Raw genomic sequence first — 13911 nt, 5'->3', positions numbered from 1 at the left:
CATGAACCGCATCCTGACCATCGAAGACGACGCCGTGACCGCCCGTGAAATCGTTGCCGAGCTGACCCGCAACGGCCTGGACGTCGACTGGGTCGACAACGGCCGCGAAGGCCTGGAACGGGCGGTCAGCGGCGACTACGACCTGATCACCCTCGACCGCATGCTGCCCGAGCTCGACGGCCTGGTGATCGTCACCACCCTGCGTACCATGGGCGTGGCCACGCCGATCCTGATGATCAGCGCCCTCTCCGATGTGGATGAGCGGGTTCGCGGCCTGCGCGCCGGCGGCGACGATTACCTGACCAAGCCGTTCGCCACCGACGAAATGGCTGCCCGGGTCGAAGTACTGCTGCGGCGCAACAATGGCGCCCGCGAGCCGGAGACCGTGCTGCGGGTGGCCGACCTGGAACTGAACCTGATCAGCCGCGAAGCCAGCCGCAACGGCCAATTGCTCAGCCTGCTGCCCACCGAATACAAGCTGCTGGAATTCCTGATGCGCAATAGCGGGCAGATCCTCTCGCGCATGATGATTTTCGAGGAAGTCTGGGGCTATCACTTCGACCCCGGCACCAACCTGATCGACGTCCACATCGGCCGCCTGCGCAAGAAAATCGACCCGCCGGGCCTGGAACCGCTGATTCGCACGGTACGGGGTTCCGGCTATGTCATTGCTGAACCCCGCTAAGGGCTGGCGCTCCTCCAGCAGCCGTCTGCTGGCGCTGTACAGTTCGCTGTTCGTGATCTGGAGCGCGATCCTGATGGGGGTCATGTATTACGAGGTATTTGGCTACCTCGACAGCCTGGCCAAGCACTCCCTGATGCAGCGCCAGCACCTGTTCGCCCGGATCCATGGCGATCAACTGGAAGATGCGCTCATGGCCAGCCTGACGCTGGATGAGCGCGGCGTCGACGCCTACGGCCTGTTCGATCCGCAACTGCGGCATTTGAGCGGGCCGATCCAACGAGTCCCCGCCGACCTGCCGCTGGACGGCAAGATCCACATGCTCGGCGGTTGCGTCGACTCCGACGACCCGAGCGTGCCTTCCGACAGTTGTGACGCGGTGGCGACCCGGACCCAGGACGGCCGCTGGCTAATCCTGGCCCGGGACAACGGCTCACTATTCGCCGTGACCCGCATCATCTTGCATGCGCTGTTCTGGGGGGTATCGCTGACGATCCTGCCGGGCATCGCCGGCTGGCATCTGTTGCGCCGCCGACCGTTGCGGCGGATTCGCAAACTGCAGGCCAGTGCCGAAGCCATCGTCGCCGGCGACCTGACCCATCGCCTGCCGCTGTCGAGCCGGCGCGATGAACTGGACATGCTGGCGGCGATCGTCAATGCCATGCTCGACCGCATCGAACGCTTGATGAACGAGGTCAAGGGCGTGTGCGACAACATCGCCCATGACCTGCGCACTCCGCTGACCCGTTTGCGCGCCCAGTTGTATCGCATCCAGCAAGAGGCCCCGGATGGCTCACCCGAAGCCTTGCAGATGGACCAGGTGATTGCCGAGACAGACACCCTGATGGCTCGGTTTCGTGGGTTGTTGCGGATTTCCGAACTGGAAGACCAGCAGCGGCGCTCGGGTTTCGTGCGCCTGGATCCGCTGCAATTGCTGCAGGAACTGCACGACTTCTACCTGCCACTGGCCGAGGAAGGCGAACTGACCTTCATCCTGGAAGTGCCCGACGCCCTGCCCCTGCTCAACGGCGACCGGGCGTTGCTGTTCGAGGCAGTGTCGAACCTGCTGAGCAATTCCATCAAGTTCACCCCGCCGGGAGGCAAGGTGATCCTGCGCGGGGTCGATCAGGGCGACAGCACCCGCATCGAAGTGCTCGACTCCGGCCCCGGTATCCCCGAGGCCGAGCGCAAGGCCGTGTTTCGCCGCTTCTACCGCGCCGAGGGCAGCAGCCAGCAAAGTGGGTTTGGCCTTGGTCTGTCGATCGTCGCGGCGATCGTCAATCTGCATGGGTTCACGTTGGAGGTGGGCAGCAGCGAATACGGCGGTGCGCGGTTGGTGCTCGATTGCCGGGCGACGTTGTTGTAGGCACTGAAGGAAATGAGGTGCAAACACATACTTGTGGCGAGGGGATTTATCCCCGCTGGCCTGCGAAGCAGGCCCAATCAGTTATGACGACTGGCGTCTGCTTCGCAGCCGAGCGGGGATAAATCCCCTCGCCACAATAGGACCCTGATCTAATCAGGCATCACTGCGATGCAGCGGCGTGTTATGCAGCTCATAGCGCAGCTCATCGATCAATTTGGCGATGCTTTCTTCCGAGCGGACGCTGTCGACACTCATGCCACTCACCACTAGGTCCACCTCTCCGCTTTCACGGTGATACAGGCGCACAGTGAGGGTGCCATCGCCATTGAGGCTGCATTCGCAGGCCAGCGGCGTAAAACTTTCTTCGAGGCGGGCGCGCAAGGGGGCCAGATGGGTCATGTGATGCACCTCAGCCCCGGGAACGCAAATGAACAATGGACAGCTCCGACCTCCTGGTCCGGGTAGACGTCCTGTCGCTCTGATACTGGGTTCGTTCGCTGTACATTGGGGCGTATTCCTTACGTGTTTCGTGGGGACGCGACATCATGGACGATGTCGCACCCTGACAGCCTAAGGAACCGCCCCCACCTGCAAAACCCGAATTTGCACCAGCCCGCCAGGTGCATTTGCACTGGCTATCATGGTGCCTTCATCCGCCATTCGTTGGCGAACAACCCCCGCTCCCGGGCCCAGACAATCGCTTCGCTGCGGCTATGGACATCCAGTTTCGAATACAGCGTTGCCACATGATTGCGCACGGTGTTGGGCGCAAGCTTGAGCCGCGCGGCGATTTCCTTGTCGGCCAGGCCCTCGCAAATCAGCCCCAGCACGTCCCGCTCCCGGGCTGTCAGCTCGGTGAATGACACACTGGGCACCTGGGCGTTGATACTTTTCACGTTAGCCAGTTTTTCAATCAAGGTGCGACTGAACCAGGAAGCATCTTTCATCACCTCCTCGATAGCCGCCACCAGTTCCAGCTCCGAGCGTTTGCGCTCGGTGATGTTCATCAGCACCAGCAGATAGCAAGGCTTGTCCTGGATGAGCACCGTGTCGGCGGCGGCCTCACAGTCGATGAGTTCGCCGCCCTTCTTGTGCACCTTGACGTCGATACTCGAAACCGCGGCAGCCTTTTCCAACCGGGCAAACAGCACGGCACTGGCGTCCTTGTCGAGAAAGCCGATTTCCTCCACGGTTTTGCCCAACAGTTCTTCGCTGGCGTAACCGGTGGTCTGGAGGAACGCTTCGTTGATTTCCAACAACTGTTGTTCGGCACTGCACACCAGGGTGGGCACGGGCGACAGGCGGAACGACTTGGCAAAGCGCTCTTCGCTCTGGCGCAGCGCTGTTTCGGCCTTGCGTCGCGGCTCCATATCCATGAAGGAAAACAACATGCAGTCTTCGTCGTGCAGGTCCAGCGGCTGGCCGGCGACGATCACTTGCTTGCTGGTGCCGTCGGGCAACTTCAACTCGGCCTGCATTTGCGGAATGGTCGCGCCCTGCCCCAGTCGTTCGATGGCCAGGTCGCGTTTCTCGGCGGCTTCGAGCACATCCAGTTCATACACCGAACGCCCGATCACCTGCTCGCGACTGTAGCCGGTCATTTCCAGGAACCCCGGATTGACCTTGATATAACGCAGGTCACTGAGGCGGCAGATCACCGCCGGCGCCGGGTTGGCGCCGAAGGTTTTCTCGAAGCGCTGCTCGGCGCTGGCCCATTCGGTGGCATCGCTGAGGATCAGCACGAGAAGCTCCGGCTCGCCGTTGCGGTCGGCCAGGACCATGCTGCGGATCCGGTGGACCCAAGTGCGATCCGGATCCGCCTTGGGCGTGACTTCCACCAGCACATCGCTGAACTCATCGCCACGGGCAACCCGGGCAATCGGGTAATTGTCTTCGGTCAGCGGGTGGTTATTGCGGTAACGCAAATTGAAACGCTGGGCGTACGCCTTAGCGTTGGCACCCAGCGCTTTGAGGTCAGTGACCCCATGCATGGTCAACGCCGCTTCGTTAGCCCAGGCGATGGTCTGATCGACTTCGATCAACATCACCCCGTCAGACAACCCGGCGATAATTTGCAGCAATTGGCGACGATTGGTATCGGTGGTCGGGACATCTTGGTTCATTGGGTCTCCATGCGGTCAGAGGAGCATGGAGGTTACGACCACCCGCGAAGATGACACGTTCCCCATAGAAACTGTCGAGTGCAACGAGGCCGCGATCCCTTGAAGCCACTCAAGCCGCCATGCGCCCCTCGGCAATCGCCTGCGAAGCCGCCAGCATCGCGCGCAGCAGCACGGCGCAACCTGCAGCGAGGTCATCCGGTGCGGCGTTCTCGATCTCGTTGTGGCTGATGCCGCCTTCGCAGGGCACGAAGATCATCCCGGCCGGGCCCAGTTCGGCGAGAAAGATCGCGTCATGGCCTGCACCGCTGACGATGTCCAGGTGGGAAAGGCCCAGCCCTTGGGCGGCGGCGCGTACGGCATCGACGCAGCCTTTGTCGAAGTACAGCGGCGGGAAGTCGGCCGTGGGCTTCAAGTCGAAGGTCAGGCCATGCTGCCGGCAGGTGTCTTCGATCACCTGCCTGACTTCGGCGATCATCGAATCCAGGCGCGCCGGTTCCAGATGACGGAAATCCAGGGTCATACGCACTTCGCCGGGGATGACATTGCGCGAACCGGGATAGGCTTGCAGGCAACCCACCGTGCCGCAGGCATGGGGTTGATGGCCGAGGGCGGCGCGGTTGACGGCGCCGACGATGATCGAGGCGCCCACCAGGGCGTCCTTGCGCAGGTGCATCGGGGTCGGGCCGGCGTGAGCTTCGACACCGCGCAGTGTCAGGTCGAACCATTTCTGTCCCAGGGCGCCCATCACCACGCCGATGGTCTTGCCCTCGTCTTCCAGGATCGGCCCCTGTTCGATATGCGCCTCGAAATACGCGCCCACCGGATGCCCGCTGACCTGGCGCGTGCCGGCATAGCCGATGGCATTCAACGCCTGGCCCACGCTGATGCCTTCGGCGTCGACCTTGGCCAGGGTTTCTTCGAGGGTGAATTTCTCGGCGAACACGCCGGAACCCATCATGCACGGGGCGAAGCGCGAACCTTCTTCGTTGGTCCACACCACCACTTCCAGGGGGGCCTCGGTTTCGATGTTCAGATCATTGAGGGTACGTAGCACTTCCAGCCCGGACAGCACGCCAAAGCAACCGTCGAATTTGCCGCCGGTGGGCTGGGTGTCGATGTGGCTGCCGGTCATCACCGGTGGCAGGTTCGGATTGCGCCCCGGGCGCCGGGCGAAGATATTGCCCACCGCATCGATGCTGACCGTGCAGCCCACCGCTTGGGTCCATTGCACGAACAGGTCGCGAGCCTGGCGATCCAGATCGGTCAGGGCCAGCCGACACACACCGCCCTTGACCGTGGCACCGAGCTGGGCCAGGTCCATGAGCGATTGCCACAGGCGGTCGCGGTTGATGTGCTGGTGGGTGGATTGCAGGACGTCGATGGCTGCGTTCATGGGGATCTCCATTTTTCAGGCATTTTGTTGGTGTCTTGAGGCTGCTATCGCGAGCAGGCTCGCTCCCACACTGGATTGGGGTGGATGCAAAATCTGTGTACACAGCAGATCCCCCGGTGGGAGCGAGCCTGCTCGCGATGGGCCCTCCTTCACACCGCAGATTTAGCGACGGACGGGCTCGCTCGCATACCGCACAACCCGTAGTAAATCACCCCGCCCAGCGCCGAACCGGTGAACCAGCCGTAGCTATAGAACCAACTGAACGCATCGCTGCCCAGGGACAGCAACGTCAGCACCACCGGCACGCCAAAGGCGATGAAGCCGTTCCAGTTCCACGCCGGGTAAACGTCGTCGCGGTACAGGCCGGCGAGGTCCAGTTGCTGTTTCTTGATCAGGAAATAATCCACCACCATGATCCCGGCAATCGGCCCGAGCAAACTCGAATAACCCAGCAGCCAGTTGGAATAGACCGATTCCAGACTGACCTCGGAAACGATCAGGCCCAGTTTTTTCAGCAGTTCATGGGCCATCAGCGCCAACCCCACCAGCCCGGTGAGCATGACGGCCTTGGTCCGGCCGATCAGTTTCGGCGCCAGGTTCTGGAAGTCGTTGGTGGGCGAGACGATGTTGGCGGCGGTGTTGGTCGAGAGCGTGGCGACGATGATCAGTACCATGGCCAGGGCCACCCACACCGGGCTCTGGATATGCCCGATCAAGGTCACCGGGTCGGAGACGGTCACCCCTACCAGTTTTTCCGAGGCGGCGGTCATGACCACGCCCAGGGAAGCGAACAGGAACATGGTCAATGGCAGGCCGATGATCTGCCCCACGACCTGGTCTTTCTGGCTCTTGGCGTAGCGGCTGAAGTCCGGAATGTTCAACGACAGGGTGGCCCAGAAACCGACCATGGCCGTCAGCCCGGCAAGAAAGTAACCGATCACGCTGGCGCCCTCGGGGCGTTTGGCCGGGACCGCCATCAACTCAGTCAACGAGACATTGGGCAACGCCCACACCAACAGGCCGGCACCTACCAGAACCAGCAGCGGCGCGGACAGGGTTTCCAACCATTTGATCGATTCGGCACCGCGCAATACCACCCACAGGTTCATGACCCAGAACAGCATGAAGCCGATCACTTCACCGGTGCCGCCCAGGCTCTTCCAGCCATCGAACACCGAGCCGAGAAACAGGTGGATCGCCAGGCCGCCGAACATCGTCTGGATCCCGAACCAGCCACACGCCACCAGGGCGCGAATCAGACACGGCACGTTGGAACCGATGACACCGAAGGACGAGCGCAACAGCACCGGAAACGGAATGCCGTACTTGGTCCCGGCGAAGGCATTCAGGGTCAGGGGAATCAGCACGATGATGTTGGCGAACAGAATCGCCAGCAGCGCCTCGCCCACCGTCAGGCCAAAGTAGGCGGTGAGCACGCCACCGAGGGTGTAGGTCGGCACGCAGATCGCCATGCCGACCCACAGCGCGGTGATATGCCATTTGTTCCAGGTTCGCTCGTGCACCTTGGTCGGCGCGATGTCGTGGTTGTAACGGGGGCTGTCGAGGACGTCGCTGCCGGCTTCAAGCTCGAACAACCCGTCGCGCTCAGTCACTGTTGATCTGGTCATGTCCGCTCCACTGTTTTCATTATTTTTGCTCATCGACTGGCGATGGCCGGAGTACTTGCATGTAAGCACGCGTGCTACCGACGGCCCTTGCCCGACAGCGGCAACACTCAATAACCGTGCCGATTGTTGCGTCGAGCTGACCGAATGATCGATATAACCTTTACAACTATCTGATCAATAAAGCTTTAATTTAAAACCATGAGCCTGCCGCGTTGCTGAACATCGCCCTTCAGGCTAGATGACCTGCGCGTTCTGTCGAGCCGAAGATTCAAAGTGGTGCACCTCAACTTTATGCGACGTGTCTAAACCGCACTTTCACGGCTTTCAAGCCGCTGATTTACCATGACAAATCTCGCTCAAATAATGATCCTGTCAAGTGCGTCAAAATGGTGAGCAGGCTCACCATTTTGGTGAATCATATATTTATCCTTTATTTTTCAAATAGTTATTACAAGAATAAGTTTATGAAAAATAATCTTGCTCATTTCAACAACTCCAGCTAGCGTCTAATCCTGACAGCGATGACAGGAATACAATCCACCTCGTTTCGTCACTTGATTAATCGTGATCTATAAAACATAAAGAACCGACATCAGTCGGTCATGCCTGCGAGGAACTCGGAATGTCTCTGTTGATCCGTGGCGCCACCGTTATTACCCATGATGAAAGTTATCGCGCCGATGTGTTTTGCGCCGACGGCGTGATCAAGGCCATCGGTGAAAACCTGGATGTTCCCGCCGATGTCGAAGTGCTCGATGGCAGCGGTCAATACTTGATGCCGGGCGGCATCGACCCCCATACGCACATGCAGTTGCCGTTCATGGGCACGGTCGCCAGTGAAGACTTCTTCAGCGGCACGGCGGCGGGCCTGGCCGGGGGCACCACCTCGATCATCGACTTCGTGATTCCCAACCCGCAGCAGTCGCTGATGGAAGCCTTTCACCAATGGCGTGGCTGGGCCGAGAAGAGTGCCAGCGACTATGGTTTTCACGTGGCGATCACTTGGTGGAGCGAGCAGGTTCGCGAAGAAATGGCCGAGCTGGTCAGCCAGCACGGCGTGAACAGCTTCAAGCATTTCATGGCCTACAAGAACGCGATCATGGCCGCCGATGACACCTTGGTGGCGAGCTTCGAACGCTGCCTGGAACTGGGCGCGGTGCCCACTGTGCACGCGGAGAATGGCGAGCTGGTCTATCACCTGCAACGCAAGCTGCTGGCCCAGGGCATCACCGGGCCGGAAGCCCATCCGCTGTCGCGACCCTCGCAAGTGGAAGGCGAAGCCGCGAGCCGGGCCATTCGCATTGCCGAGACCTTGGGCACGCCGTTGTACCTGGTGCACGTGTCCACCAAGGAAGCCCTAGACGAAATCACCTACGCCCGCAGCAAGGGCCAGCCGGTCTACGGTGAAGTGCTGGCCGGGCATCTGCTGCTGGACGACAGCGTCTATCGCCACCCGGACTGGCAGACCGCCGCCGGCTACGTGATGAGCCCGCCCTTCCGCCCGCTCGGGCATCAGGAAGCGCTCTGGCACGGTTTGCAGTCCGGCAACCTGCACACCACCGCCACCGACCACTGCTGTTTCTGCGCCGAACAGAAAGCCGCTGGCCGCGACGATTTCAGCAAAATCCCCAACGGCACCGCCGGGATCGAAGACCGCATGGCCGTGCTCTGGGACGAGGGGGTCAACAGCGGCAAACTGTCGATGCACGACTTCGTCGCCCTCACCTCCACCAACACCGCGAAGATCTTCAACCTCTACCCACGCAAAGGGGCGATCCGCGTCGGTGCCGATGCCGACCTGGTGCTCTGGGACCCGCAGGGCACTCGCACGATCTCAGCCAAGACCCACCATCAGCAAGTGGACTTCAACATCTTCGAAGGCAAGACCGTGCGCGGCGTACCCAGCCACACCATCAGCCAGGGCCGGCTGGTCTGGGCCGACGGCGACCTGCGCGCCGAACGCGGCGCCGGGCGCTACATCGAACGGCCGGCGTATCCGGCGGTGTTCGATTTGCTGAGCAAGCGGGCGGAGCTGCACAGGCCGGTTGCTGTGGAACGCTGAGAGCGGCCTTCGGCCTATCGCGAGCAGGCTCGCTCCCACAGGGTCTGCTGTGCACACAGATTTCGCGCTCACCCGAAATCCAGTGTGGGAGCGAGCCTGCTCGCGATGAGGCCAGTCCAGACAACGAAAAAACCACTGCCCACCAGAGGCAGCACCTCAAACACCGTGAGGCTCATTCCATGATCCAGCCCTTGAGTCACCTCCCCCATTCCCAGGAAGACCCGACCACCCTCGCCGCCCGTTTCAGCGACCTGGCGCCGCCGCTCAATGCGCGCCAGGCCCACCTGGAAGCTTCCCGGTGCCTGTATTGCTACGACGCACCATGCGTGAACGCCTGTCCGAGCGAGATCGACATTCCTTCGTTCATTCGCAACATTCACCAGGACAACGTCCAAGGCGCGGCGCAGAAAATCCTCTCGGCCAACATCCTCGGCGGCAGTTGCGCGCGGGTCTGCCCCACCGAGATCCTTTGTCAGCAAGCCTGCGTGCGCAACAACGCCCGGGAATGCGCGCCCGTGCTGATCGGCCTGTTGCAGCGCTATGCCGTGGACAACGCCCATTTCAACGAACACCCGTTCAAACGCGGCGCCGCCACCGGCAAGCGCATCGCCGTGGTCGGTGCCGGCCCGGCGGGCTTGTCCTGCGCCCATCGCAGCGCCATGCACGGCCATGACGTGGTGATTTTCGAAGCCCGTGACAAGGCCGGTGGCCTCAATGAATACGGCATCGCCAAGTACAAACTGGTGGACGATTACGCCCAGCGCGAACTGGACTTTCTGCTGGACATCGGCGGCATCGAAATCCGCCATGGCCAGAAACTCGGCGAGAACCTGAGCCTGAGCGATTTGCACCAGCAGTTCGACGCGGTGTTCCTCGGCCTCGGCCTGGCCGCCAGCAAACAACTGGGCCTGAGCGACGAACAAGCACCGGGGCTGCTGGCCGCCACCGAATACATCCGCGAACTGCGCCAGGCTGATGACCTCAGCCAGTTGCCGCTGGCCGACCGTTGCATCGTCCTCGGCGCCGGCAACACCGCCATCGACATGGCCGTGCAAATGGCCCGTCTCGGCGCCCGGGACGTCAGCCTGGTGTATCGGCGCGGCCTTGAAGACATGGGTGCCACCGGGCATGAGCAAGACATCGCCAAGGCCAACCAGGTGCGTCTGCTGACCTGGGCTCAGCCGCAACAGGTCTTGCTCGATGACGCCGGACAGGTGCGCGGCATGCGCTTCTCCCGCACGCATCTGGAAAACGGTCGGCTGGTCACCAGCGCCGAAACCTTCGACCTGCCCGCCGACGCCATTTTCAAAGCCATCGGCCAGGCCTTCGACGACAACGCGCTGGTGGATCCGCTGGCCCGGGAACTCAAGCGCCAGGATGGGCGGATTCTGGTGGACGAAAATCTGCGCACCAGCATTGCCGGGGTGTATGCCGGTGGCGATTGCAACAGCCTGGACCAGGACCTCACCGTGCAGGCCGTGCAGCACGGCAAGCTCGCCGCCGAGGCGATCAACGCTCAACTGATGCTCAACGTGGAGGCTGCGTAAATGGCCGATCTGTCGATTGTCTTCGCCGGCATCAAAGCCCCCAATCCGTTCTGGCTGGCCTCCGCGCCGCCCACCGACAAGGCCTACAACGTGGTCCGCGCCTTTGAGGCCGGCTGGGGTGGCGTGGTCTGGAAAACCCTCGGGGAAGACCCGGCGGCGGTGAACGTGTCGTCACGCTATTCGGCCCACTACGGCGCCAATCGCGAGGTGCTGGGGATCAATAACATCGAGCTGATCACCGACCGTTCCCTGGAGATCAACCTGCGGGAAATCACCCAGGTGAAAAAGGACTGGCCGGACCGGGCATTGATCGTGTCGCTGATGGTGCCCTGCGTCGAAGAGTCGTGGAAACGCATCCTGCCCCTGGTGGAAGCCACTGGCGCCGACGGTATCGAGCTGAACTTCGGTTGCCCCCACGGCATGCCGGAACGGGGCATGGGCGCGGCGGTCGGCCAGGTGCCGGAGTACGTCGAGCAAGTGACCCGCTGGTGCAAGACCTATTGCTCGCTGCCGGTGATCGTCAAGCTCACGCCGAACATCACCGACATCCGCGTCGCCGCCCGCGCTGCCCATCGCGGCGGCGCGGACGCGGTGTCGTTGATCAACACCATCAATTCCATCACCAGCGTCGACCTGGACCGCATGGTCGCCCTGCCCACCGTCGGCAGCCAGAGCACCCATGGCGGCTACTGCGGCTCGGCGGTCAAACCCATCGCCCTGAATATGGTCGCCGAAATCGCCCGCGACCCGCAGACCCACGGCTTGCCGATCTGCGGCATCGGCGGCATCGGCAGTTGGCGCGACGCCGCCGAATTCATCGCCCTGGGCAGCGGCGCGGTGCAGGTGTGCACGGCGGCGATGCTGCATGGTTTTCGCATCGTCGAAGAAATGAAGGATGGCCTGTCACGCTGGATGGACGATCACGGCCACGCCAACCTCCAGGCCTTCTCCGGGCGCGCGGTGGGCAACACCACCGACTGGAAGTACCTGGACATCAACTACCAGGTCATCGCCAAGATCGACCAGGACGCCTGCATCGGATGCGGCCGCTGCCACATCGCTTGTGAAGACACTTCGCACCAGGCTATCGCCAGCCTCAAGCAGGCGGACGGCACGCGCAAATATGAAGTGATCGATGAAGAATGCGTGGGCTGCAACCTGTGCCAGATCACCTGCCCGGTACAGGATTGCATCGAGATGGTGACGGTGGACACCGGCAAGCCGTTTTTGGATTGGAACCATGATCCGCGTAATCCCTACCATGTAACGATCTGAAATTTGCGGTGTCTGGCCGGGCGTCATCGCGAGCAGGCTCGCTCCCACATTGGATTTGTGGTGAACACAGATCTTCTGTTCACAACCGGTCCTCTGTGGGAGCGAGCCTGCTCGCGATAGGGCCATCAGCTTCACCACAAAACCTCAAGGCTCCAACCCAATCCCCCGCAAAATCACACTGGTCACGGTCTGCACCGCCTTTTCGAATTGCATGTCGGAAAGCGGCTGGTGATCATTGAGGATGTTGATCTGATGATCGAAGTCGGCGTAATGCTGGGTCGAGGCCCAGATCATGTAGAGCAGGCTTGAAGGCTCCACCGGGAGGATGCGTTTGTCCTCCACCCATTGGCGGATTTTCGCTTCCTTCATCTTGGCCCAGTCATAGAGGCTGGCGTCCAGGGCCTGACCCAGCGTCGGGGCGCCGTGGATGATTTCGTTGGCCCAGACCTTCGAGCCGTACGGGCGGCTGCGGGAGTGGTTCATCTTGGCGCGGATGTAGCTGCTGAGCACTACCCGTGGGTCGTCGAACATCTCGAAGCACAAGGCGTCCTGCTTCCAGACCTCCAGCAAGTCGAACAGCACCGCGCTGTACAGTTCGCTCTTGGTGCTGAAGTAGTAATGCAGGTTGGAACGCGGCAATTGCACTTCGGCGGCGATGTCGGCCATGGCGGTGCTGCCGAAGCCTTTCTCGGCGAAGACCTTCTCGGCGGCCAACAGGATTTTTTCGACGTTACTGCGACGAATCTCGATCTTGTGATTGCCCATGAGGGCTCCCTGGCAACAGCGTTGGTCAAGACTAGCATTCACCCACGCTTGAAAACACTGGTGGTCCCTGCGGAGCAAGCTCCCATATTTGACCATGTGCCTATTAGGCAAGCAGGTGTACGCAAACGCTCTTGTGGCAAGGGGGATTATCCCCTCGCCACAAGGGATGCGTTATGTCGGCTGGCGTGCTTCGACGTTGTCCAGCGCGCGGTTTGCCAGCAATCCACTCAGTTCGATCAGTTGCTGGATGCCCAGGGCAATGTGGCGCCTGGGGCCTTCCAGGTCGAAGGCCAGGTCGCTGACCATGGCATTGGCCGAGGCCAGGTTTTCGCTGAGGTTGGCGAGCAGGGTTTCGGTGTCGACGCCATGGGCGACGGTGAAGAGTTGGCCGGGATCGGCCTCGGGCTTGTTGGGTTTGGGCTTGAGGTAGTGATCGAGGATACGGTCGGCGGCTTTGTCGAAGGCTTTTGAGTTGACTGGATCGGTGTTCGGCGGGTTGGGTGTTGGTTTGAACATAGATGAATCTCCAAATCGAAAAAGGAGACCATCACCCTCGCTACCAAACGAAGGGTGGCGACCATACGCGGGTTGGTAGACCGGTGACTTGGAGAACCGGCGCGTCCGAAGACGCCCTGCGCATGACCGCCATAAAAAACAGATACCAAAAGGCCTCTGCTACAAGGGCTATGCGACAAGTCAAAAGCCGGGCTACCAAACCCGATCACTGATTCAATCAGCGACCCGGAAACGATAGAGCCCCGGCCCCCAGGCGCACAAGCCGGCGGATTCTGGCGCAGTTGTAGGGAATGGCGCAAGACAACGTAGCCCGAACCCGAACGTTCCTACATCTGGATAAACACGCCCCCTGCGGGGCTGGGAACATAGGTTAACAACACACCCTTGTGGCGAGGGGAGTTATCCCCGCTGGACTGCGAAGCAGTCCTAAAGAAGCTGGATGCAATCAACCTGGCACACCGCAGCGACAGTCATTGGGGCTGCTTCGCAGCCCAGCGGGGATAAATCCCCTCGCCACAAGAGCCTGCTTAAGCCCTCTAATCGTGTGCATTCGA

Annotated in this window: 11 protein-coding genes; 5 read left to right on the top strand and 6 right to left on the bottom strand. The window is 61.3% G+C overall.

What is annotated here, in order from left to right; all coding sequences use genetic code 11:
- Position 1: 1 nt before the first annotated feature.
- Positions 2-685, top strand: a complete 684-nt coding sequence (locus tag AC30D9_RS18540) for a response regulator transcription factor (protein ID WP_039592999.1) — start codon at positions 2-4, stop codon at positions 683-685.
- Positions 663-2048: a sensor histidine kinase gene (locus AC30D9_RS18535; protein ID WP_134923906.1), complete on the top strand. Its 1386-nt coding sequence runs from the start codon at positions 663-665 to the stop codon at positions 2046-2048. The genes AC30D9_RS18540 and AC30D9_RS18535 overlap by 23 nt, the downstream gene beginning before the upstream one ends.
- Positions 2049-2201: 153 nt before the next feature.
- On the opposite strand, the gene AC30D9_RS18530 is transcribed toward AC30D9_RS18535, so the two are convergent.
- The 4 genes from AC30D9_RS18530 to AC30D9_RS18515 all read right to left on the bottom strand — a co-directional run bounded on the left by AC30D9_RS18530 (position 2202) and on the right by AC30D9_RS18515 (position 7192).
- Positions 2202-2447, bottom strand: coding sequence for a DUF1652 domain-containing protein (locus AC30D9_RS18530; RefSeq protein WP_109755962.1), 246 nt, complete (start codon positions 2445-2447; stop codon positions 2202-2204).
- Between the two features lie 239 nt (positions 2448-2686).
- A complete protein-coding gene (locus tag AC30D9_RS18525) occupies positions 2687-4171 on the bottom strand; it encodes a PAS domain S-box protein (RefSeq protein WP_307571054.1) in 1485 nt (494 codons plus the stop codon).
- Between the two features lie 109 nt (positions 4172-4280).
- Positions 4281-5564 carry a Zn-dependent hydrolase gene (locus tag AC30D9_RS18520; RefSeq protein ID WP_490144547.1) on the bottom strand — a complete coding sequence of 428 codons (1284 nt, stop codon included), beginning with the start codon at positions 5562-5564 and terminating at the stop codon, positions 4281-4283.
- Between the two features lie 149 nt (positions 5565-5713).
- Positions 5714-7192: an NCS1 family nucleobase:cation symporter-1 gene (locus tag AC30D9_RS18515; RefSeq protein ID WP_307571056.1), complete on the bottom strand. Its 1479-nt coding sequence runs from the start codon at positions 7190-7192 to the stop codon at positions 5714-5716.
- Between the two features lie 622 nt (positions 7193-7814).
- Here AC30D9_RS18515 and hydA point away from each other — a divergent pair.
- The 3 genes from hydA to preA all read left to right on the top strand — a co-directional run bounded on the left by hydA (position 7815) and on the right by preA (position 12076).
- The gene (hydA, locus tag AC30D9_RS18510) at positions 7815-9254 is read left to right on the top strand and encodes a dihydropyrimidinase (RefSeq protein ID WP_490144546.1); all 1440 of its coding nucleotides are present in this window, start codon (positions 7815-7817) and stop codon (positions 9252-9254) included.
- 179 nt (positions 9255-9433) lie between these two features.
- Complete coding sequence (locus AC30D9_RS18505; RefSeq protein ID WP_490144545.1) at positions 9434-10801, top strand: NAD(P)-dependent oxidoreductase; 1368 nt, start codon at positions 9434-9436, stop codon at positions 10799-10801.
- Positions 10802-12076: an NAD-dependent dihydropyrimidine dehydrogenase subunit PreA gene (gene preA, locus AC30D9_RS18500; RefSeq protein WP_490144544.1), complete on the top strand. Its 1275-nt coding sequence runs from the start codon at positions 10802-10804 to the stop codon at positions 12074-12076.
- Positions 12077-12220: 144 nt separating this feature from the next.
- On the opposite strand, the gene AC30D9_RS18495 is transcribed toward preA, so the two are convergent.
- Together AC30D9_RS18495 and AC30D9_RS18490 are read right to left on the bottom strand one after the other, a co-directional pair.
- Positions 12221-12841 (bottom strand): TetR/AcrR family transcriptional regulator, encoded by a 621-nt coding sequence (locus AC30D9_RS18495; protein ID WP_109755955.1) that lies wholly within the window; start codon positions 12839-12841, stop codon positions 12221-12223.
- 171 nt (positions 12842-13012) lie between these two features.
- Positions 13013-13357: a DUF6124 family protein gene (locus AC30D9_RS18490; protein WP_490144543.1), complete on the bottom strand. Its 345-nt coding sequence runs from the start codon at positions 13355-13357 to the stop codon at positions 13013-13015.
- Positions 13358-13911: the final 554 nt, after the last annotated feature.

It is taken from the genome of Pseudomonas sp. DF11 (genome assembly GCF_058148565.1).
Note: the sequence above shows the minus strand (reverse complement) of the source record. Positions and strands in the feature narration are given on the sequence as shown.